A 21,556-nucleotide genomic window follows, 5' to 3' on the forward strand; every position below is an offset into this window, starting at 1 on the left:
TCACCCGAGGTCGAGTCGTGAGCGTCAGTCCTTGAAATACACCAGCTGATGTGTGCTGGCCAGCAGCTGGCCCGCCCGCGACCACAGGTGCGCACTCTGATCGAAGTAGCCGCGCGAGAAACGATTGGCGTGCGCGCTGGCCAGCAGGAAATCGCTTCCAAGCGTATCGATTTCGCCTTGGTCGGCGTGAAAATAGGTGGTCAGCGAGATGGTGCCGGCCGGCAGGAAACGGCCGCTGCGCAAAAACACCCGAGGAAAGAACACGTCCGACAGGCACGCCAACGCCGCGAAGTCCAGCGGCCGATCCTCGGCGTCGCGCACCCACAACGTGGTGGTCGACGAAGTGCTGGGCTCGACCGTCTTGAGGGGCACCGGGCCGTCGGTGAAGCGCATGTCGTAGCGCTTGGCCCAGACGATGGCATCGACGAACGCGCCGGGGGCGACGTCCTCGGGAGCGGGCGCACTCGGCGGGTGGGACTCGTCGTCGGCCCAGGTGTCGCGATGCAGGCCGAACAGTGCGGTGGCGGTGGTCTTGACCTCGTCGCCCTGGCGCAGCTCGAGCACCCAGTGCTGGTTGCTGCGGTTGGTCCGGGCGGGGCGCAGCGAGATGTCGAACTCGCCATCGGCGATCGGTGCGGCGAAGTTGACAGTCAGCGCCAGCGGGTCACCGATGCGCTCGGGGTGAGATTCGACGGCGCGCAGCAACACCGCCGCGGTGATCCCGCCGAATGGCCCGACCATGTTGGCCCACTCCGGGTGGGTCACGCCACGAAAAGTGCCGGCGTCGACGGTCTCGAGCTGCATGGCACGGTCGAAGGGGTGTGCTGTCACGGGAGTCCTTACCGGTGATCGGAGCGGTCCCGATCACGCTATCGCGGTGACCACCCAGGTGCGGCCCGGGAACTGCACCACACCGTCGACCCGTTGGCGGCGCAGCTCGTCACGCAGTTCCTCGACCGCCCCGGCCCAGCCATCGGCACCCAGCCTGGCTTCCAGTTCGGCGCGGGCCTGCTGCCCGGTGCGGTTTGCCAGGATCAACGCCAGTCGTTCCTCGACGCCGTCACTACCGTCGATCCCGAAATTGCAGACCCCGTCGAAGGCTTCCAACGCAATGTCATTCCAGCCGGCGTTGGTCAGGATTGCTCGCACCCGCTCGGGATTGCCGAATGCCAGCGGACCCGGCGCCGTGGGATCCAGCGCGGCAGGAGGTGACTCCAGCTTGGCGGCAAGCACATCGGTGCCCGCGGTGAACATCGGATTGTCGCCTTCGCGCCAGCACACGAACGCCAGCCGGGAGCCCGGGGCAGTGGCGGTGCGGATGTTGGTGAACGCCGCCACCGGATCGTCGAAGAACATCACTCCGAACCGCGAGATGACCCGATGAAACGATGCCCCACCCGCAGCCCGGTGCAGGTCCATGGTCTGGGCGTCCCCGAGGATCACCGTGGCCTCGGGAACCCGCCGGCGCGCCGCGTCCGTCATCGGCTCGGAGATGTCCACGCCGAATGGAATGGCGCCCAGGTCGGCGGTGCGCTGCAGCAATGTGCCGGAGCCGCAGCCGATGTCGAGCACCCGCTGACCTGCGGTGATGTCGGCCGCCTCCATGACCGCGTCGGCGAATGGTGCCAGCACCGCCTCGAAGGTCGCCGCGTTGTCCACCCAGTCGATGCCCTGGGCCGCCCAGGCCTGCTGCTGTTCCTCGTTCGCCATTCGTTCAGCGTAGGGAGCGGCGGGCGGCGGGAAGGATTAGGGGAGTCGCCCGCCTTGCAGCGACAACCGACGTTATGTCAGGCCCGCGACCGGGATTGTCGCGCAGAGGCGGGCATCACCCCACATGGTCCCGCCGCGTCGCACGCGACCCAGCCCGAGGCTTGTGGATCGCGCGTCGCCCATGATGTTGTTCTAGGTCAACACCCCGGCGAAGGAATCCCACATGCCCGACGCTCCGCTGCGTGACGATCACCTTGAGCTGCTGCGCCGTCGCGCACTGACCGAGGACGCGGCCCGACCGCACGCGGTGCAACGCCGACACGACGCCGGGGCCCGTACGGCCCGCGAGAACATCGCCGACCTGGTCGACCCCGGGACCTTTGTGGAATACGGGCGATTCGCGATCGCGGCCCAACGTGCCCGCCGCGACGTCGACGATCTCATTGCCAACACCCCCGGCGATGGCCTGCTGGGGGGAACCGCCACGATCAACGGCGCGCTGTTCGGACCCGAACGTGGCGCCTGCGCCGTGTTGTCCTACGACTACACCGTATTGGCGGGCACGCAGGGCGCGATCGGCCACTTCAAGAAGGACCGTCTGTTCGAGCTGATCGAACGGATGCGCCTGCCCACGGTCTTCTTTGCCGAGGGCGGCGGTGGCCGGCCCGGTGACACCGACTATCCGACGGTGTCGTCACTGGGTGTGCCGGCATTCGCCTTGTGGGCCAAGCTGTCCGGGCTGGTGCCGCGTATCGCGGTGGTCAAGGGCCGCTGCTTTGCCGGCAACGCTGTGATCGCAGGCGTTTCGGATCTGATCATCGCGACCGCCGACACGTCGATCGGCATGGCGGGCCCGGCGATGATCGCCGGCGGCGGATTGGGCCACGTCGCACCCGATGACGTGGGCCCGTTGTCCGTGCAGGCACCCAACGGCGTCGTCGACGTTGTGGTGGCCGACGAAGCCGAAGCCGTCGCGGTGACCAAACAAGTCCTGGGCTACTTCCAGGGCGCTACCGCCCCCGGCTCGGCGGCAGACCAGACCGCCTTGCGCACCATGACTCCCGAGCGGGCACGGCGGGCCTATCCGCTCAAGCCGATCATCGAGACCCTCGCCGACGTCGAGTCGGTGACTTTCCTGCGGGAGAAGTTCGCGCCCGAGATGGTCACCGCACTGGCTCGTATCGACGGCCGCCCGGTCGGGATCATCGGCAACAACACCATGGTGATGGCCGGAGCCATCACCGCCGCCGCCTCCGACAAAGCCGCACGTTTCCTGCAGTTGTGCGACGCCTTCGGACTGCCCATCGTGTCGCTGGTCGACTGCCCCGGCTACATGGTCGGGCCCGCCGCCGAAGCAGAAGCACTGGTACGGAGGGCATCTCGGCTGCTGGTGGCCGGCGCGGCGCTGCGGGTGCCGCTGATCGGGGTGATCCTGCGCCGTGGCTATGGGCTGGGCGCGCAAGCCATGCTCGGCGGCAGCCTGCACCAGCCGGTGCTGACGGTCGCCTGGCCGGGCGCGCATCTGGGCCCGATGGGGCTGGAAGGCGCGGTGCGTTTGGGGCTGCGCAAGGAACTCGACGCCATCGCCGATGACGACGAGCGCGAAGAACGCGTCCGCCAAGCCACCGCTGCCGCCGAAGAACACGCCAAAGCGCTCAACGCCGCAACGCTTTTCGAAATCGACGATGTCATCGACCCCGCCGAGACTCGCGGTCTGATCGTCGCAACGCTGGCGGCGTCAGCCGGGTTCGGCCAAGACGTGCCACCCCGGCGGTTCGTCGACACGTTCTGAGGAGCCGCCTGCATCAGAGCAACCGGCCGAGCACCACGAACGCCGCCACAGCGAACAGCACCGCGTTCAGCGCCACGCTCTTGGGCTCCTGCAGTCGGGAATGCGCCCAGGCCGCCCCGACCATAACGACGCACAACCCCGCGGCGGCCAGCGGTGTCAGCGCCTGACCCATTCCCGTGAGGCCGGGCGCTACCAGCCCCAGGGCCGCCAGAAGTTCCATCGCCGCGGTGAAACGCACCACCGGCATGGGAAACATCGCCACCCCGGTCTGGCCGGTGTCCAGCAGCCGCTGGCGCGTCATGGTGAGTTTGGCGCCACCGGAGGCGGCGAATATCGCGGCCAGCGCGAATTGGGCTGTCCACAGTGCGATGTTCATGATCTCGGTCCTTCCTGTTTTCGGTGTTCATCTGCTAGGACGGAAGGAGGCCGGCGAATGTGACAGTTCGCTGGTGTCACACTCGCCCACGCGGAATCGTCTACATGACATGAGCAGGTACCAGACCATTCGCTATGACCGCAGCGAACACGTCGGAGCCCTGACGTTGTCGCGACCCGAGAAGCGCAACGCGATCAACCCGGCAATGCGCGCGGAATTGAACCACCTCGGCAGGCAATTGCTGTCCGACGAGACCCTTCGCTGTCTGATCGTGACCGGCGACGGCCCGTCCTTCTCTGCGGGCATCGACCTGGTCGAAGACATGGCCGGGACGTTGACCGCATTCGCCGATCGACCCCTCGATGACGAGACTGTGGAGCTCGGGCTCCGGGTGGCGGGGGCCTTCGAGTGGATTCCCCGGCTCGGCTGTCCCAGCGTCGCAGCGGTCCGGGGGCACGCCTACGGGGCGGGCCTACAGCTGGCACTGGCCTGCGACTTCCGCATCTTCGCCCACGATGCCCGGGTCGGTTTGACCGAAACCCGCTACGGCCTGTTGCCCGACATGGGTGCCACGTTTCGACTCCCACGACTCATCGGGGAGGGGAGAGCACGCGAGCTGATCCTGTTCGGCGAGGTCATCGATGCCGCCGAGGCGCTGCGCATCGGACTGGCCAACCGTGTGGTCGGCGACGACGAACTCGATTCCGCGGCCGGTGAATTCGCTCAACGTCTCGCGAGTCAACCGCCGATCGCGGTCCGTGGGGCGCGGCGTGCCATCGAGGCCGGCCGAACCCTCGACGACGCCGCCAGCCTACGAGCCGCAGTCACCGAACAGGCCCGCTGCCTGGCGTCCGACGACTTCCAGAAAGCCACCCCAAAGCAGACAAGGTGATCCCATGACCATCGACCTGCCCTACATCGACGAGCACACGCTGCGGATCGACGCGCCCCGCAATCGGGTTTGGAGCGCCCTGCAACGCTACGTCGAGGCCATGTTGCGTGACAACGAACGCAATCGGATGCTCGCGCCGCTTGGCCTGCAGCCCCGCGCCGGCTTCGAAGTGGCTGAAAGCGTTGAACCGCAACGGATCGGATTGGTCGGACAGCATCGCTTTTCGCGCTACCGGCTGGTGTTCGAGCTCACCGACGACCAGGCAGGCGCGACGCGCGTGCACGCCCACAGTTACGGGGCCTTCCCCGGACTACACGGTGGCATCTATCGCGCCCTGGTCATCGGGACACGGATGCACGTCGTTGCGACGAACCACTTGTTGCGCGGGATTCGCGCCGCGGCAGAAACGGGATAGAAGTCGCGTTCGCCGATCACGCCGCCGAGCGCAGATCCGGCCGATTCCGCAGCGGCGCCCATCCCACGTAGGTCAGGTACAGTCCGACCAGCGCGAACAGGACGTAGGCGGCGCGCGCCCAACCCTCGGCGCGCATCGCGATGTTCACGCTCGATAAACCGGCGTAGGGAAACACCGTCAACGCAAGCCCCTTGAATAGGGTGATCCAGCCCGTCACCGAGACGCAGATGGCCGCTGCGCCGCGCCAAAGCGGGTGCAGGGCCACCACCACCAATCCGGCCAGCAGGGTGAACGCCCCAGCCTCCCAGAGCAACAACGGATCGGGTCCGAAGTCCGAGGCCTGCGCCCACACCTGCGGGATACGAGATAGGGCCGCCACAGTGACGATGACCAGGAACGGACCGATAACGCGGGCGAACAGCCGCGTCCGGGTCGAAGATTGCTCTGACACGCTCATCGCCCTGCCCTCCTGGACCTTGTTTCACCAGGTTACGGGCATTGTGTGACGGCCACCACCACTGGCCGTATCAGCGGCCGGTGGTGGTGTCCAATGTCAGGTCCCAGGCCGACAGCCATGGCGTGATGGTCTGGGCGATCGAGAAAGGGTGCGGATCTTCGCACTTGGGCTCGGAATAGGTGCCGTCGGACACCGCGATATAGATGCCGACCGCCTCGGCGGCGCCGTCGTCGCGCAGTCGGTAGACAGGCCCGCCGGAGTCGCCGCAGGTACCGCCGGCTTCAAACCGGACCTTGTTCGCCTCGCTGGCCACCACCGGCCCGCACACCGGCCCGCCGCTGCGGATTCCGTAGTGACACAGCACATCACCGACCGATACATATTCGGCTACCCCGATCACCGGATGCCCATCGATCAGCGAAGTCAAGGGAATCTTGCCCGGATCGTCCAGGGTGATCAGCCCGATGTCGTAGTCATCCCAGTTGCTGCCGTCGCTGACGGTCTCGGTGAAGGTGCCGATGGTGCGGTAGGCGAAGGCGCCGCCGTGGCGGATCACCGCCTGCCCGGGCCCGCCGCCCGGGTTGCAGTGCCCGGCCACCAGCAGCCCGGATCGGCCGTCGCGGGTGTGCACCAGGAACCCGGTGGTGCAGCTGACCGCGCGTTCGTCGCCGCCGGGGGAGACGTTGATGCCGATGCCCGGCCCGATCGCACGCGCCATCGGGACCGGGATCACCGGGTGCGCCGGGTGGGTGCGGTTCACCTGGTACAGGCCGATGAAGATCGCGGCGACGACGACGGCGGTCCCGATCCGCCACGCCGCCGTCTTCAGCGTCTCCCAGCGGCCCCGTTCCGTCACCGTGGCAACGGTAGCGGGTGCGTAGGCTGGCCAGATGGCGTCCCCGATATTGACCGCCGACTTTGCCCGCGAGTTCCCCGAACTCGCCCAGCCCTGGCAGGCCGCCACTCCACCGGAGCCGAAGCTGCTGGTGCTCAACGAGAAGCTGGCCGCCGAACTGGGCCTGGATCCGGCCTGGCTGAAAAGCGCCGAGGGCCTAAAGCTGTTGACCGGGACCAACGTTCCCGACGGCGCTACCCCGGTGGCCCAGGCCTATGCCGGACACCAATTCGGCAACTACGTGCCACTGCTCGGCGACGGGCGCGCACTGCTACTCGGCGAACTCGCCGGCGACCATCGACACGACATCCACCTCAAGGGTTCCGGGCCGACTCCCTTCGCCCGCGGCGGCGACGGTTTGGCCGTCGTCGGCCCGATGCTGCGCGAATACGTCATCAGCGAAGCCATGTACGCGCTGGGGATCCCCACCACCCGCTCGCTGGCCGTGGTGGCCACCGGAGCCCAGGTGCAACGTGAGGCGCCGGTGCCCGGGGCGGTACTGACCCGCGTTGCCGCCAGCCACCTGCGGGTCGGCAGCTTCCAGCTGGTCGCCCAGCAGGCCCGGGCCACCGGTGACCTGGGGTTGCTGCGCCGGTTGGCCGATTACGCGATCGCCCGGCATTATCCCGATGCCGCACAGGCCGAGAACCCTTACCTCGCACTGTTTCAAGCGGTCGTCGAAGCCCAGGCGTCGCTGATCGCACGCTGGATGCTGGTCGGCTTCGTGCACGGCGTGATGAACACCGACAACATGACGATCTCCGGGGAGACCATCGACTACGGGCCGTGCGCATTCATGGAGGCCTACGACCCGGCGACGGTGTTCAGCTCAATCGACCATGCCGGGCGCTACGCCTACGGCAACCAGCCGCTGGTCGCGCAGTGGAACCTGGCCCGATTCGCCGAAACCATCCTGCCGCTGTTTGCCGCCACCGAGGAGCTGGCGCTGTCGGTGGCGGTGGAAACCCTCGAAGGGTTCATGCCGCGCTATCACGGGCTCTGGTCGGCGGGGATGCTGGCGAAGTTCGGGCTGGCCGGCAGTGTGGAAGCTGCCGCGCTGATCGACCAGGCGTTGGCGCTCATGAATGAAAACCACGTCGACTACACCTCGTTCTTCCGGCAGTTGGCACGGGCCGGACGGGGCGACCCCGACGCACTTCCGGTGGTGTTCGCCGACTGGCTGGGGCGCTGGCGGGCCATGCAGCCCGACGTCACCGCGATGGACCAGATCAATCCGGTCTACATCGCGCGCAATCACCTGGTGGAGCAGGCGTTGACCTCCGCGATGCGCGGCGACCTATCGACGGTGGAACAGCTGCTGGACGTGATCGCCGAGCCCTACCGGCAGCGCGATGGGTTGGCGGCATACGCCGCGCCGGCACCGCCGGAATTCGGGGCCTACCGCACGTTCTGCGGGACCTGACTAGTGTCGGCCGCGAGCTGAGCACCAAGGTACCATCTGAGAGGTAGAAAGGTACCAATCATGGCGTTGAACATCAAAGATCCTGCGGTTCACAATGCGGTCAAAGAAATCGCCAGTATCACCGGCGAATCCCAAGCGCAGGTGGTCGCCGTCGCGGTACGGGAGCGCCTGGCCCACCTGCAAGCCGACGCCGCTGCAGCGCGGTTCCTCGACATCGGGCGCCGTGCCGCAGCTCGGATGACTCCGGAGACCAAGCGGCTGGACCACGGCACACTGCTCTACGACGAGCGCGGCATGCCGGCATGATCGTCGACACCTCGGCGATCATCGCGATCCTTCGCGATGAAGACGATGCCCCTGCCTACGCCCACGCCATCGCGAATGCGACCACACGCCGACTGTCTGCTGCCTCCTACCTCGAATGCGGGATTGTCCTGGACTCCCAACGTGATCCGATCATCAGTAGAGCATTGGATGAACTCCTCGACGAAGCCGAATTTCGCATCGAACCGGTAACCGAACGGCAGGCGCGGCTCGCGCGTCGGGCCTACGCGGATTTCGGCAGGGGAAGCGGCCATCCGGCCTGTTTGAACTTTGGGGACTGCTTGTCGTATGCCCTGGCGGCAGATCTTCGTGAACCATTGCTGTTCAAGGGCGACGACTTCGAGCACACGGGAATCCGTTCCGCTCTCGACGAATAGGCCGGAGAACAACTCGACAGAGTCCTGGCCGGCCAGCGAAATTCGTGCTCACTCCGGCGTCGACAACGCGGCCTGATGGCTTCCGTGAGCAGCCCGATGCGCGCCATGATGCGACGGCACGTGCGGGCTCCGGAGCCCCGGGGGCGCGGCATGGCGCCCCGTTGAACCGCCGTTCTCGCTGATCTCGAATCGCCGCGCCAGCCGGGCCAGCGGTGCGGGCGCCCACCAGTTCCAACTGCCCATCAGGTGCATGAAAGCCGGCACCAACACCATCCGGATCAGCGTGGCATCCACCAGCACCGCCAGCGTCAGACCGAGGCCGAGCATGCGCATGAACGACACCTGTGCGGCGATCAGCGCCGCGAACGAGATCGACATGATCAGTGCCGCGGCGGTGATCACCCGAGCGGTATGCGCCAAGCCCTGCGACACGCTCTCGTCGTTGTCGGCGCGGGTGCGCCCCGAGGCCAGCCAGTACTCCCGGATCCGGGACACCAGGAATACCTCGTAGTCCATTGACAGCCCGAACGAGATGCAGAACAGCAGCACCGGCACGTTGGCGACCAGCATCCCGGTGGGCGTCGTGCCCAGCGCTCCCAGGTGCCCGTCCTGGAATATCCAGACCAGCGCCCCGAACGCGGCGCACAACGACAACACATTGAGGATCAGCGCCTTGATCGGCAGCACCACGCTGCCGGTCAGCAAGAACAGCAGCGCGAACGTGATGGTGGCGATCAGCCCCAACACCAGCGGCAGCCGGTCGGTGATCGCGTCGACGCTGTCCCGGTTGATCTGCGCCAGTCCGCCCATCTGCACCGTCCGCTGACCGGGTGTCGGCACCTGATGCAGCAGGTCGAGCTGGGTGTCGGAACGCTGCGAAAACAGCGGGGCGGCGCTGGCGACGGTCAGCAGCACGGTGTCGTCCTTGATCCCGGTTGCCGCCGAGGGATCGCCCACCCGTTCGCCGCCGACGAAGGTGCCGGTAGGTGCCGACACTGAGGACACCTCCGGCACCCGGGACAGCTCGGCGGCGTAGCGGTCCAGCTCCTGCGGCGCGATGCCGTTCGCGTCACGGACCACGATCGGTACCGCCCGGTCGGAGTCGTCGGCGAACTGCTCGCGCAGCGCGTCGCCGACCTGATGCGCCGACGCGCTTCGCGGCAGCACCCGGTCGTCGGGGTAGCCCCACTTCACCCCGAGGAAGGGCACTCCGACCGCCACCAACAGGGTGACCACCGCGAGACCGATCGGCACTGCGTGGCGGGAAACGAATCTTGTTGAGCGGTACCAGAATCCCTCTTCGATCGGTTTTGCGACGGGTTCAGGACGCCGCAGCAGCCGCCGAATCGGGCGGCGCAGGTTCAGTGCGTCGAGCCGGGGCCCCAGCAGGGCGATCGCCGCCGGGGTCACCACGATCGCCGCGATCGCCACGAACGTCACCGTCGCCACTCCGGCGTAGGCGAACGACTTGAGGAAGTACATCGGGAACAACACCATGGCCGCCATCGACAGCGCGACGGTGATCGCCGAGAACAGCACGGTGCGACCCGCGGTGGTCATCGTCCGGATCAGCGCTCGATCGGGGGCAACACCCCCGGCCAGTTCGTCGCGGTAGCGGTTGATGATCAACAGGGTGTAGTCGATCGCCAGCGCCAAACCCATGGCGGTGGTGAGGTTCATCGCGAAGATCGACACATCGGTGCCCAGGGTGATCAGCCGCAGCACCGCCATCGAGCCGACGATCGCGAGTCCACCGAGCGCGACCGGCAACGCCGCCGCCAGCAGACCGCCGAAAACCCACACCAGCACCGCGAAGCTCAGCGGGATCGCGATCGACTCCATCAGCAGCAGATCATGTTGATTCTGGTGATTGATCTGGGCATAGACCATCGCGCCGCCCCCGGCGCGCACGCTCACCCCGTCCCGGTCGTGGGTCACCTGGTCGGCCAGGGTGCGGGCGTACTTCTGCGCGTCGTTCTCGCCGCCGCGCAGGTTGGCCACGATCAGACCGGCGGAGCCATCGGTGCTGGTCAGTCGGGCGGCCGCCGACGGCGGATCCGTCCACGGCGAGGCGACGTTGAAGACGTGCGGCGAACGCTGCAGGACTCCGGCGATCTCGGTGCCTACCGAGCGGGCCCGCTCGCTGTCGGCTCCGTCGGGCGAACTCACCAAAATCAGCAGCTGCTGGTCACTTTGGCCGAACTTGTCGGTCAGCAACGCGGTGGCCTGCGCGGACTCCGAACCGGGGTCCTGAAATCCCCCCGCGGACAGGCTGTCGGCCACGGGAATCCCGAACACCGCGGCGGCGACCATCACCAGCCCGGCCAGCGCTAGGACGCGGCGTGGAGCGGCGAGGGCCAGCAGGGCGATCCGGTGCAGCACGTAGTGACCTTCCGCTGAAATGGTCCACCGAAGGTACCTACGGCACCCCTACGGACAAGATACGTAGTGGATGGCCCAACCGTTCAATATTCGCCGGCTGCGCCGCGCCGTTGAACCACGGCCGCGGCGGCACCGTGACCTCGACATGGACAACACTCCGACCGTGGCCGCCGTGGCCGTGGAATTCCCGTCTCACCAACACCGTCAAGGTGAGGTGATGGCCGCCCTGTCGGACTTCGCCGGCCCCGACTTTCAGCGCTTCGCCGCCCACAGTGGCGTCGCGACCCGTCAGCTGGCGCTGCCGTTGGCGCGGTACTCCAAGCTCAGTGGCTTCACCGAGGCGAATGACGAATACCTAGACATCGCACTCGATCTGAGTGAACGGGCGCTGCTGGCGGCGCTGGATCGCGCCGACATCGCGCCGGGTGATATCGATGTGGTGTTCTCGACGACGGTCACCGGCCTGGCCGTACCCTCGCTGGAAGGCCGATTGATGTCGCGGGTCGGGCTTCGGCCCGACGTCAAACGTGTCCCCCTGTTCGGCTTGGGCTGTGTCGCCGGCGCGGCGGGCCTGGCCCGGGTCCACGATTACCTCCGGGCGTTCCCGACTCACGTGGCGGCCCTTATCGCGGTCGAGCTCTGCTCCTTGACGGTTCAGCGCGAAGACCTTTCAGTACCAAATCTTGTTGCCGCCAGCCTGTTCGGTGACGGCGCCGCCGCGGTGATCGCAACAGGCGCCCGACGGTACGCGAGCGGGCCCAGGCTCTTGGCCACTCGAAGCCAGACCTATCCCGACACCGATGACATCCTGGGCTGGAAGATCGGCAGCGAGGGATTCAGCATCGTGTTGTCTGTGGAGATCGCCACTGTCGTGGAGAAGTACCTCGGTGACAACGTCCGTGAATTCCTGGCTGATCATGGATTGGTCAGCGACGACATCTCGACCTGGATCGTGCATGCCGCCGGCCCGAAGATCATCGATGCGGTCGAGAACGTGCTTCGCCTGCGGTCGGATGCGCTGACGCCCACCCGAAATTCGTTACGTGACCACGGGAACCTGTCCTCGGTGTCGGTCCTGGATATTCTTGACGGCATCGAGTCCAATCCGCCGCCGCCTGGATCCCTTGGCCTCATGATCGCGATGGGGCCGGGCTTCTCCGCCGAACTCGTACTGTTGGAGTGGTAGGCATGTACTACTTACTGGTCCTGGCGGTGGGCGTTGAACGGCTCATCGAATTGGTGGTGGCCAAAAACAACGCACGGTGGGCGTTCGCCAACGGCGGCGTCGAATTCGGGCACAGCCACTATCCGGTGATGGTCAGCATCCACTCGGCGCTGCTGGTCAGCTGCGTTGCCGAGGTGTGGGTGCTGCACCGACCGTTCATTCCCTGGCTGGGCTGGCCCATGTTTGCGGTCGCGGTCTTGAGTCAGGTGCTGCGCTGGTGGTGCGTGCGCACGCTCGGCCGGCGTTGGAATACTCAGGTGATCGTTCTGCCGGAAAGCCCGCTGGTGCAAGGCGGGCCGTATCGCTGGATCCGTCATCCCAACTATGTGGCAGTGGTACTCGAGGGGTTGGCGCTGCCGTTGATCCACACCGCCTGGCTGACCGCGCTCTGGTTCGGCCTGGCCAACGCGGCGGTGTTGCGGGAACGGATTCGGGTGGAGAACGTCGCGCTGGGGTACCGGTGATCGGCTTCGACACCGACCTGCTGATCGTCGGTGGCGGGCCGGGGGGAATCGCCGCCGCGTTATGCGCTCGGCAGCAGGGACTTTCGGTAGTCGTTGCCGATCCCCGGGCCAGCCCGATCGACAAGGCCTGTGGGGAGGGCCTGATGCCGGGCGGGCTGGCCGTGTTGAAGTCGCTCGGGGTGGATCCGGTCGGTATGCCGCTGCGCGGCATCAACTATCTCGACGAGCAGCGCCGGGCCGAGGCGCCCTTTCGCAACGGCCCGGGGCGCGGCGTGCGGCGTACGACGTTGCACGCCGCCATGACCGATCAGGCCAAGCAGAACGACGTCGACTGGATCGCGACGAAGGTGGACGACGTACGCCAAGATGCTGAGGGCGTCACGGCGGGCGGCATTCGGGCCAGATGGCTGATCGCCGCCGACGGACTGCACTCTGTTGTTCGCCGCGCCGTCGGGATCTCCTGTGTCGCGGGCTCTCCGCGGCGCTACGGGCTGCGCTGGCACTACCAGGTTCCGGCCTGGTCCGAGTTCGTCGAGGTCTACTGGTCACGGTGGGGCGAGGCCTACGTGACGCCGGTGGAGCCGGGCCTGGTGGGGGTGGCCATCTTGTCGCCGCACCGCCCGCAGCTCGACTGGTTTCCGTCCCTGGCCGCCCGCCTCGCCGACTTTCAGCGCGGCCCTGCTCGCGGCTGCGGACCGATGCGGCAACTGGTTTCGCGCCGCGTCGCCGGGCGGGTGCTGCTGGTCGGTGACGCCGCCGGCTACGAGGATGCGCTGACCGGTGAGGGCGTGAGCCTGGCCGTCAAACAGGCCGAGGCCGCGGTGGCGGCGATCGTCGGTGACAACCCCATGTCCTATGAGCGCGCCTGGCACTCGATCACGCGCCGCTATCGCCTGCTCACCCGCGGTCTGGTGCTGGCCAGCGCGTGGCAGCCGGCCCGACGCGCTGTGGTTCCCGCCTGTTGTGCACTGCCGGCGGTGTTTGACCGCGCGGTGCATCTGCTGGCGCACTGAGTGTCCGCATTGAGGCGCTACTCGATGGCGGACAGCACCATCTGAGTGGAGCCGCGGGAGCCGACGGTGATGCGCACGGCTCCGTCGGGATAGTTCCGCACCCGCAGTCCGCTGTCGGCGAAGACCTCGCTCCACGGCCGGCCCGCCGCCGGCAGGTACACAAAGTTCGCGTGGGAATCGGTGGTGTACACCCCGGAGGCGCGCAGCCGGGTCCGCAGGTAGCTGCGTTCGGCGACGATATGGGCGATGCGCTGCTCCAGTTGTGCTTCTGCCTGGTAGGAGGCGGCCACCGCCACCGTGCAGCCGGCGCTGATACCGAACGGCAGCTGCATCGACCACAGCAGGCCGGCCAGCTCCGGTGCCGCCAATGCGTAGCCGATTCGGAGCCCGGCCAGACCGTAGGCCTTGGAGAAGGTGCGCAGCACAATCACATTCGGGAAGCGCGCAATGAGCCGCGGGACGTCGATGCGCTGGTGCGGGGCGACGAATTCGATGTAGGCCTCGTCGAGCAGCACGATGGTGTCGGCAGGAACGTCGGCAACCAGCCGTTCGACGTCGGCGATGGTCTCCAAGGTCCCGGTCGGATTGTGCGGGCGGCATAACACCACCACCCGGGCATCGTCGGCGGCCCGGGCCATCGCGGTCAGATCGAGATGCCCATAGCCGTCGAGGGGGACGTCCACCGCGGTCAGACCGGCCATCTGGGCGAAGGCGGGATAGCCCTCAAAAGTGGGCTTGCTCAATACGATCCGTTCGCCAGGAGTCGCCGCCGTCTGCAGCACCCGCATGGCCAGCCCGGACGCCCCCGGGCCCAGCGCAACATTCTCCTCGCTCACCCCGGCATGCTCGGCCACCAGTCGGCGTAGCCGGGTGGGCAGGAATTCCGGATACCGGTTGGCGGCGCCGATGAAGTCAACCAGCGCTGCATGCACCGCTGGCAGCGGCGGTAGCGGGTTCTCGTTGAGGGCCAACGCATACGGGTCGACGGCCGGCGGGAGTGCGTTGTCAGGATGCGTGGTGGCCGAATCCGCTCGCGCTGCCGAGGTCATTGCGGTCGTCCGCCCCAGCGGATGGCCGCCGCGCCGGCGAAGTCGCCGGCGTGTGCGAAGCCGGCCATCACCACCACCTGGCCCGGCTGCACCCGGTTGCCGGTGATCGCCCGATCCAGATTGATCGGGATGCCGGCGCCGAACAGGTTGCCGCACTCATCGAAGGTGTCGACGTGTCGTGATTCGGGCACTTCGAGCGCTTCGCGCCAATTGCGCAGAAAGACCCGGTTGGGCTGATTGGTGACCAGGAGTCCGATATCCGAAGGAGACAGGCGGTTGCGATGACAGACCGCGAGCGCGACTTCGGGAACCTGCCGGTTCCCTCGTGCGAGCACCTTGGTGATCTTGTCTTCGGTGAATCCGATGTAGGCGGCGCCGGGACCGGGCTGCCACCACTTGCGGGGCGGGTCGGTGTTGTAGGTCATGTCGCCGGCGTACTGGCCGTAGGTCCGGCACTCGACGTCGATGATCGGGGACTGATCTGATCGGGTCAGCAAGCCGACGGCGGCGCCGTCACCGGGAACCGACGCCTGCGATTTGCCGCGCACGGCGGGCTGATCGAAGACCTGGCCGGCGGCGTTCTGCGCAATCGCGATCAACGCGGTTTGCCCCGCGCCGGCCGCCAACAACTGCCGGGCCACGTTGATCCCCAGCACGAAAGCGGCGCATCCGCCGTTGTGCAGGTCCAGCACCGTAGACGGGCGCATCCCCAACCGGTGGGCGACGCCGCCGCCGGCGCCGCAGAACGGGATGTCCGGCAACTGGGTGTGGGTGATCAAGATATCGACGTTCTCTATGACCTCGCGACCGTGGCGCTCGATGATTCCCTGCGCCGCCCGCTCGATCATGTCGGCCGCGGTCTCGTCTTCTCCGACGTGATGGCGGAATCGGGGCGCGCGGAACATCAGGTTGTCGCGCAACGTGTCGGACTCGGCGAACTCCGTGTAGTAGTCGGCGGCGATGGGCTCGCCGGGAAGGTAGCTGGAGACGTCGATCAGGCTGACTTCGGTTTCGCTGGATTGATTCATGATCGCCTCATCGCATCCAGAACGGGGTGACCGGCAGGTCATTGTGATGGCGGTATTCGGCAATCGCCTTCAGGTTCTTCATTTCCAGCAGGTGGCCGGCACTGAACATGTCCCAGAAGTCGCCGACCCAGACCGGGCGCTCGGGCGGAGCAGCGTCCGGATAGGGGTTGTGGTCGTAGAACGGGTGGTGGCAATTGGTCCACAGCACAACCGATCCGGGCTTGTTCAGTACGACCTGGGCGTCGACGATTCGGATCAGGTAGATCATCCACAGGTGGTCGGGCTGGTCCCATGCGCAGTGGTAGTCCACCGTGAGGGCTTCCCGGTTGGAGACGGTGCGGGTGTAGATCTTGGTCTCCGAACCCAGCCGGTCGTAGGCGAGCCAGAGGCCCTCCTCGTCGGTGGGGGTGAAGCCACGCAGGCTGTAGGTCCACTCTTCCAGGCATCGCGTATCGGAGAGATAGTCGAACAATTCGTCCGGCGGACAGTCGATGTAGTCGTTGACGGTGCAGTAGTCGCCGAACACCACATCGTGGGGGTAGACCGAATGCATCATCTCCATGATGATCGGGGTGGCGACCTCCCGGGGGCTGGTCTCGACCCGGACCAAGCCGTCGATGGGACCGGGCGTACCGGCGTGAACGCTGATATCAGCGAGGGCGGGCAGCGACATCGAATTGATCCTCCTCGTCGGTTGGAACATTGCCGTTATGACTAACTGAAGCAGTGGATTTCGCCGACGCGTCGGCCGAAAGGAACGGCGCGAACGGTGGAATCTCGTCGGCGGCGCATTCGATGCTGATCACCGTGGGCCCTTCGCGGTCCAAGGCCGAGGCCACGGCCGCGTGAAATGTTTCGGCGTCGTCCACGTCGATCGCGCTGAGCCCGGGAAACATCGACGCCAGGCCGTCACCGAGCTGGCTGGGAGTGAAGCGGTTGTAGCTGTAGAAGCCGTCGTAGAACAACTGCTCGCGGGTGACGCACATGGCGTGCGCGTTGTTGTTCAGCAGTACGAACAGCACCGGAAGCCGGTACTGCACGGCGGTGTGGATCTCCATGCCGTGCATGAAGAACGCACCGTCGCCGGCGATCACCACGGTGCGCCGGCTGCGGCCGAAGGCCATCCCGATCCCAGCCCCGAAGCTGTAGCCCATGCCGCCCATCCCCAATGCGACCAGGAAACGCCCGTCGCGCCGCGGCGGCAGGTAGTGGATGGCCGCAGCGCCGGTGTTGCCCGCATCGACGACGATGTCGGTCCCGGCCGGCAACGCTCGGTCCAGCACGGCCATCGCGTCGCGATAGCGCACCCCGGGGCCGGTGTAGGGCGGGGGACTCAATTCGGTGTGCGGCACCGTCTCGGGCACCCGCAGCCACCGGGGGCGCCCGGCTCCCGAGAGCTCTCGGCAGATCGAGCGCAGGGAAACCCGCAGATCGGCTGTCTGCACGTGCGTACACGGAACATAGGGCGGTGCCGAACCGATCGAGACCGTGTGGATGGAGCTCAGTGCCGCCTCGAGGCCGGCGCGGGCAGTCATCGTCAACCGGGTGCCCACCACCAGGCACACCGCACTGCCGGTCAGGGCATCGGCGACCGCGGGGTGGCCCATGATGCCGGCCACGCCCAGTGTCGACGACGACCCCAGTCCCGACGTGCCCGAGACGTCCTTGGCGTCGGGAACGCACACCACTCGAGCCCGCAACAGTGCCCGCAGGTTCTCGAGGTCGGTGCGGGCGTCGTCGCGGGCCACCTGTTCGCCGGCGATGATCGTGACCGGTCCATGGGCGTTGCGCAGCGCGTGGATGATCGGATGCGGGTCGCTGATAACGACGGGATCGGCCTGGGCGTCGCCGTTGCGGTACGGACTGGCCGTCACGAAGCCCTGCTGAACGTCCTTGGGCAGCAGCAGCACCGCGGGCCCGCCGCCGCGTGCCGCGGCGATCGCGCGGGGCAGGGCAGTCACGATGTCTTCGGGGTTCATCACCCGCTCGCAGAAGACCGACACCGCCGAGAACAAAGCCTGCGCGTCGAGCGCACCGTTGCGACCACTGGTGTCTTGGAAACTGCCTCGACCGTCCAAGACGATCGGGGCCTGGCCCACCAGGGCCAGCACCGGAACTCGGCTGGCCAATGATTCCCCGAGTCCGGCAATCAGGTTCAGGGCGCCGCCACCCGACGTCGCGGCGACCACACCCAACCCGGCACCGCTTCGGCTGTAGCCGTCGGCCATGGTGGCGGCCGAGAACTCATGCTTGGCCAGCACCGCCGTGATGTCCGGACGGAAATACGCCGCATCGTAGAGATCTTCGATGTTCGCGCCGTCGACGCCGAAGATGTGACCGACCCCCATTGCCGCCAGCTGGGCGACGATGAAATCGACCACGGAAGCGATCCTGGACATCTGCCCACCTAACTCGTGACGATGTCATTGACACGGTTTCCGTCGGGCATTGGTTCGAAGGAGGCAACGGCGGGGCCGATTCCCCGGGGTTGTTACAGCGTGCGCTCCAGCAGGACCTGGCCGTTGTCTGCGGACACCACCTGAACCGAGGCGATCTGATCTGACGGTGTCGAGATGCTGGCGGCCGGCGTCGCGGTGCGCCCGGGTTCGGCGACCCAGGTCGCCAGCCGGGTCTGGCTGCCATCGCGGCCGACCACCACCAGCGCCAGGGTGTCGTGGTGAGCGTTCACCGGCGCCAGGCAGACACAACTCAAATCGATGTAGCTGCCCCAGGATTCATCCTTGACCGCGACCGTCGAGGCGAGCGCCGTCGTCCCGACCTGTGCCATCGGCACCGCATCGTGATGTGGGGACGGCGTGGTCACCGAGCCGATGCCGAGCAGGACACCGACCCCGAGTACGGCGGCTGCCGCAGCCGATGCCGTCCACGTCATCAGCCGGGTACGCCGGCGCCGCCGGTGGACCTCGGTCAACAGGGCCGGGAGCAGGTAGGCCGGCGGGGGCGGCTCTATCGCGTCGGACTCGCTGATCGCAGCCACACACGTGCCGTCGAGCTGCGAGAGCAGGGCGGGCACGCCGCTGATCTCGGTCACGGCGTCCCGGCACTGCGGACAGCCGGCCAGATGCCCCTCGAATTCCCGGCGGTCGGCCGCAGACAGCGAACCGAGCACGTAGGCGGCATCCCACATTGCGTAAGGGTGTTCAGTCTCGACCGACCCGCAGGCCGAGCCGAACTCTCGCGGCGACGTCATCGTGTCACCCCCATCTCCTGCAGGGCGAGTCGCAGAGCCCGCACCGCGTAGTGCAGGCGTGATTTCACCGTTCCCTCGGCGATCCCGAGGTCCGCGGCAGTCTGGCCCGTGCTCCAGCCACGGTAGTAGGACCGTTCGATCACCGCCCGGTGCTCCGCCGACAGGTTGGTCATGGCGTCGGCGATCAACATCCGGTCCAGGGCGGTGTCCACCTCGTCGCGGGTGGGTTGCTCGGGCACGGTCGAGTCATCGAGCGGCGTGGCAACGGCATGGCGGTACTGCGCGCTGCGCCGTTCGTCGATGATCATGTTGCGCGCCACGGTGCACATCCAGGCCCGTGGTGACCGTTCGGTGTCGCCGATGACCTCCGGGTGCTGCCAGGCGCGCAGCAGCGTCTCCTGCACGACGTCTTCGGCGCGGCTGGCGTCACCGGTCAGGCGCAGCGCGTAGCGCCACAGCACCGCGGCGTGCTCGTCATAGAGCGCCTTCATCAGCGCGGCTTCGTGATCTGGCGGTATGCCAATGCGAGGCAATCTGATCACCTCCTGCCTAATGACACGACGTGGGTGCCCGTCGGGTTCATACGGTTCCTGCTCGATCAGGGATCCAGCTCCCGTGAAAACCGTGCGGAACGCGCCGCGGAAGCCGCACCCGGGCCACCGGTTCGGCGTCGAACTCCGACGCGCTCAGGATCACCAGTTCGCTGCACTTGCGGACGGGGCTGTAGACGTAGGTCAGATACCAGCCGGCCGATTCGTCCGTGTACCCCGGTGCTGGAGCGAACACCGCCTCATCCGGTGCGCCTGCCATGCCGTTGACGCCGAACCGGTGGACTTCGGCGCTGTCGCGGGCCAGGTCGTAGCGGACCAGTCCGTCTGTGCCGACGGCGACGGCGTAGCGGGCCTGTGCGCCGACGCGCCGGTCGTCGACGCGGGGGAACTCGATGTCACGGTCGTCGAGCTGAACCTCCTGCACGACGCCCGTGTTCAAGTCGATCGTCCAGCGCCACAGTGCGGCGTCGGTCTCAAAATCACTGTTGCCGCGCCAGATTTCCGGGTAGCGAACCACCTGCATGACGATCGCGTCGCCCTGGGCCGACGCCACATCGAACGCGTTGGCGACGTGGAAGACGTAACACGGGTTGATGTCGAACCACCGAACCGGGCCGAAGGGGTCATCGCGGCGCAGCACGCCCAGGCGGGCGCCGTAGTCGTCGTCCCACCGGTACGGCAGGTCGCGCTCGATGGGCCGGGTGAGCGCAACCTGCGGATTGAACACCAACGGCAGGTCCAGGAACACCACATGTTGTGCGGTCAGGGCGAAGTCGTGCATCAACGTCAGACCGGGAACATCGATCGGACGGCGAACCTGGACGGCGCCGTCGGCGCCGGCGCGGTAGTAGTTGATGTGCGGGTGGCTGAGGTCGCCGTATCCGAAGAAATGCAACTCGCCGGTGACGGGACAGACCTTGGGATGCGGCGCCATGGAATCGATCAGCTTGCCGGCGAAGTCGTAGGCACCCAGCGTGTCCAGATCGGGGGTGAGCTCATAGGGCAATGCGGTGTCCATCAGCGCCAGGGTCTTGCCGGCGTGCCGGATCACGTGGGTGTTGGCCGCGCTGGAGTGCAGATTGCGGCTGCCGTCCGGGTTGAACAGCGGCAGGGGGCGATCGAAGCTCTCGGTGCGCACCCAGCGGTTGCGATACCAGGCCGCTCGGCCGTTCTCCAGCCGAACCCCGTGCACCATGCCGTCGCCGGTGCACCAATGACCGCCCGCTTCGCGGGGGTTGGGCCCGTTGCGTAGGTACCAGCCGTTGAGTTCGGGCGGGATGTAGCCGTCGACGGGCAGATCGAAGGCGGTGAGCTCGTCGGGGACCGGAGCGTAGTTGCCGGGGCGAAAGACTCCGAAGACCGTCTCGGGCGGCTGAATGACCGCTACCGCTGCGTGGGACTTGCGGTGGTCTTGCGCTCCGTTGGCCCGATGGACGACGCCGGCCGCCGCGAGACTTCTGCTGAGTTCGCTGTCGATGGCTGCTGTCACGTCGGTGGATTCCAGGTCGGGTTCGGTGAAGTCCTCTTGATCCAGCAGCGACAGCACCGCCGGCATCTCGGACAGTTCGGTGACGGAGTCCTGGCATAGCGGACACTCGTCGAGGTGCGTCTCGTACTCGCGATAGTCGGAATCCGAGAGTGACCCCAGCACGTAGGCGGCATCCCACATGCCGTACTCGTGGTCAAACGTCATTGCACCGTTCCCATGATTCGCAGTGTCTGTTGCAGTGCCCGTAGCGCGTAGTGCAGTTGGGTCTTCACGCTGCCTTCCGCGATCTCCAGATCGACCGCGATCTGCTCGGTGCTCCATCCGTAGTAATAGGCACGACGTAGCAAAGCCCGGTGTTCAACGGAGAGCCGCGCCAGCGCGGCGGCGACCGTGGCTCGATTCGGCGTGAGGTCGCGGTGCAGGGCACTTGAAGCGCTGTCGAAGCGGAGCCGGGCCTGGTCGTCGGTGGTCATGGCGGCTCAG

At 67.0% G+C, this 21,556-nt stretch carries 23 protein-coding genes; 9 read left to right on the plus strand and 14 right to left on the minus strand.

The features are described from left to right. Positions 1-24: 24 nt before the first annotated feature. Both RCP37_RS03115 and RCP37_RS03120 read right to left on the minus strand, forming a co-directional pair. Positions 25-804, minus strand: coding sequence for an acyl-CoA thioesterase (locus RCP37_RS03115; protein ID WP_308486917.1), 780 nt, complete (start codon positions 802-804; stop codon positions 25-27). A gap of 60 nt (positions 805-864) precedes the next feature. Further along, positions 865-1,710, minus strand: coding sequence for a class I SAM-dependent methyltransferase (locus tag RCP37_RS03120; protein WP_308485573.1), 846 nt, complete (start codon positions 1,708-1,710; stop codon positions 865-867). A gap of 223 nt (positions 1,711-1,933) precedes the next feature. Here RCP37_RS03120 and RCP37_RS03125 point away from each other — a divergent pair, with 223 nt between their 5' ends. Next, positions 1,934-3,502, plus strand: a complete 1,569-nt coding sequence (locus tag RCP37_RS03125) for an acyl-CoA carboxylase subunit beta (RefSeq protein ID WP_308485574.1) — start codon at positions 1,934-1,936, stop codon at positions 3,500-3,502. A 13-nt stretch (positions 3,503-3,515) separates the two neighbouring features. Here RCP37_RS03125 and RCP37_RS03130 read toward each other — a convergent pair whose 3' ends face one another. Beyond that, positions 3,516-3,878, minus strand: a complete 363-nt coding sequence (locus tag RCP37_RS03130; RefSeq protein ID WP_224975214.1) for a DoxX family protein — start codon at positions 3,876-3,878, stop codon at positions 3,516-3,518. A gap of 109 nt (positions 3,879-3,987) precedes the next feature. Between RCP37_RS03130 and RCP37_RS03135 the strand changes: the two genes are divergently transcribed. Together RCP37_RS03135 and RCP37_RS03140 are read left to right on the plus strand one after the other, a co-directional pair. Beyond that, positions 3,988-4,770 carry an enoyl-CoA hydratase/isomerase family protein gene (locus RCP37_RS03135; protein ID WP_224975215.1) on the plus strand — a complete coding sequence of 261 codons (783 nt, stop codon included), beginning with the start codon at positions 3,988-3,990 and terminating at the stop codon, positions 4,768-4,770. Positions 4,771-4,774: 4 nt separating this feature from the next. Further along, entirely contained in the window at positions 4,775-5,185 is a 411-nt protein-coding gene (locus tag RCP37_RS03140; protein WP_224975216.1) for an SRPBCC family protein, read from the plus strand. 16 nt (positions 5,186-5,201) lie between these two features. On the opposite strand, the gene RCP37_RS03145 is transcribed toward RCP37_RS03140, so the two are convergent. Then, positions 5,202-5,642 (minus strand): hypothetical protein, encoded by a 441-nt coding sequence (locus RCP37_RS03145; protein WP_224975217.1) that lies wholly within the window; start codon positions 5,640-5,642, stop codon positions 5,202-5,204. A gap of 70 nt (positions 5,643-5,712) precedes the next feature. Continuing rightward, the gene (locus RCP37_RS03150) at positions 5,713-6,498 is read right to left on the minus strand and encodes a chymotrypsin family serine protease (RefSeq protein WP_308485576.1); all 786 of its coding nucleotides are present in this window, start codon (positions 6,496-6,498) and stop codon (positions 5,713-5,715) included. A gap of 34 nt (positions 6,499-6,532) precedes the next feature. Here RCP37_RS03150 and RCP37_RS03155 point away from each other — a divergent pair, with 34 nt between their 5' ends. Genes RCP37_RS03155 through RCP37_RS03165 form a run of 3 tightly spaced genes read left to right on the plus strand, consistent with a single transcriptional unit; the run spans position 6,533 to position 8,661 of the window. Next, positions 6,533-7,960 carry a protein adenylyltransferase SelO gene (locus tag RCP37_RS03155; RefSeq protein ID WP_308485577.1) on the plus strand — a complete coding sequence of 476 codons (1,428 nt, stop codon included), beginning with the start codon at positions 6,533-6,535 and terminating at the stop codon, positions 7,958-7,960. A 60-nt stretch (positions 7,961-8,020) separates the two neighbouring features. After that, positions 8,021-8,266 (plus strand): type II toxin-antitoxin system VapB family antitoxin, encoded by a 246-nt coding sequence (locus RCP37_RS03160; protein WP_308485578.1) that lies wholly within the window; start codon positions 8,021-8,023, stop codon positions 8,264-8,266. Then, the gene (locus RCP37_RS03165) at positions 8,263-8,661 is read left to right on the plus strand and encodes a type II toxin-antitoxin system VapC family toxin (RefSeq protein WP_308485579.1); all 399 of its coding nucleotides are present in this window, start codon (positions 8,263-8,265) and stop codon (positions 8,659-8,661) included. The genes RCP37_RS03160 and RCP37_RS03165 overlap by 4 nt, the downstream gene beginning before the upstream one ends. A gap of 48 nt (positions 8,662-8,709) precedes the next feature. On the opposite strand, the gene RCP37_RS03170 is transcribed toward RCP37_RS03165, so the two are convergent. Next, complete coding sequence (locus RCP37_RS03170) at positions 8,710-11,043, minus strand: MMPL family transporter (RefSeq protein WP_308485580.1); 2,334 nt, start codon at positions 11,041-11,043, stop codon at positions 8,710-8,712. Between the two features lie 145 nt (positions 11,044-11,188). On the opposite strand from RCP37_RS03170, the gene RCP37_RS03175 reads away from it, so the two are divergent. Genes RCP37_RS03175 through RCP37_RS03185 form a run of 3 tightly spaced genes read left to right on the plus strand, consistent with a single transcriptional unit; the run spans position 11,189 to position 13,745 of the window. Then, the gene (locus tag RCP37_RS03175) at positions 11,189-12,229 is read left to right on the plus strand and encodes a type III polyketide synthase (protein WP_308486918.1); all 1,041 of its coding nucleotides are present in this window, start codon (positions 11,189-11,191) and stop codon (positions 12,227-12,229) included. A 2-nt stretch (positions 12,230-12,231) separates the two neighbouring features. Further along, positions 12,232-12,732: an isoprenylcysteine carboxyl methyltransferase family protein gene (locus RCP37_RS03180; protein ID WP_046283345.1), complete on the plus strand. Its 501-nt coding sequence runs from the start codon at positions 12,232-12,234 to the stop codon at positions 12,730-12,732. Then, positions 12,729-13,745, plus strand: a complete 1,017-nt coding sequence (locus RCP37_RS03185; protein ID WP_308485581.1) for an NAD(P)/FAD-dependent oxidoreductase — start codon at positions 12,729-12,731, stop codon at positions 13,743-13,745. Before RCP37_RS03180 ends, RCP37_RS03185 begins: the two co-directional genes overlap by 4 nt. Before the next feature lie 17 nt (positions 13,746-13,762). Here RCP37_RS03185 and RCP37_RS03190 read toward each other — a convergent pair whose 3' ends face one another. The 8 genes from RCP37_RS03190 to RCP37_RS03225 all read right to left on the minus strand — a co-directional run bounded on the left by RCP37_RS03190 (position 13,763) and on the right by RCP37_RS03225 (position 21,546). Next, positions 13,763-14,794, minus strand: coding sequence for a pyridoxal phosphate-dependent aminotransferase (locus RCP37_RS03190; protein ID WP_308485582.1), 1,032 nt, complete (start codon positions 14,792-14,794; stop codon positions 13,763-13,765). Next, on the minus strand, positions 14,791-15,822 hold the full coding sequence (locus tag RCP37_RS03195; RefSeq protein WP_308485583.1) for a 3-oxoacyl-ACP synthase III family protein: 1,032 nt from the start codon (positions 15,820-15,822) through the stop codon (positions 14,791-14,793). Before RCP37_RS03195 ends, RCP37_RS03190 begins: the two co-directional genes overlap by 4 nt. A 7-nt stretch (positions 15,823-15,829) precedes the next feature. Next, positions 15,830-16,495, minus strand: coding sequence for a DUF8713 domain-containing protein (locus RCP37_RS03200; RefSeq protein WP_308485584.1), 666 nt, complete (start codon positions 16,493-16,495; stop codon positions 15,830-15,832). Beyond that, complete coding sequence (locus tag RCP37_RS03205; protein ID WP_308485585.1) at positions 16,473-18,221, minus strand: thiamine pyrophosphate-binding protein; 1,749 nt, start codon at positions 18,219-18,221, stop codon at positions 16,473-16,475. The genes RCP37_RS03200 and RCP37_RS03205 overlap by 23 nt, the downstream gene beginning before the upstream one ends. 92 nt (positions 18,222-18,313) lie before the next feature. After that, complete coding sequence (locus RCP37_RS03210) at positions 18,314-19,033, minus strand: anti-sigma factor family protein (RefSeq protein WP_308485586.1); 720 nt, start codon at positions 19,031-19,033, stop codon at positions 18,314-18,316. Next, the gene (locus RCP37_RS03215) at positions 19,030-19,524 is read right to left on the minus strand and encodes a sigma-70 family RNA polymerase sigma factor (protein ID WP_308486919.1); all 495 of its coding nucleotides are present in this window, start codon (positions 19,522-19,524) and stop codon (positions 19,030-19,032) included. Before RCP37_RS03215 ends, RCP37_RS03210 begins: the two co-directional genes overlap by 4 nt. Before the next feature lie 88 nt (positions 19,525-19,612). After that, complete coding sequence (locus RCP37_RS03220) at positions 19,613-21,277, minus strand: carotenoid oxygenase family protein (protein WP_308485587.1); 1,665 nt, start codon at positions 21,275-21,277, stop codon at positions 19,613-19,615. Then, complete coding sequence (locus tag RCP37_RS03225) at positions 21,274-21,546, minus strand: sigma factor-like helix-turn-helix DNA-binding protein (RefSeq protein WP_373693102.1); 273 nt, start codon at positions 21,544-21,546, stop codon at positions 21,274-21,276. Before RCP37_RS03225 ends, RCP37_RS03220 begins: the two co-directional genes overlap by 4 nt. Between the last annotated feature and the right edge of the window lie 10 nt (positions 21,547-21,556).

The sequence above is a fragment of the Mycolicibacter sp. MU0102 genome, assembly GCF_963378105.1.
Lineage (GTDB): Bacteria > Actinomycetota > Actinomycetes > Mycobacteriales > Mycobacteriaceae > Mycobacterium > Mycobacterium holstebronense.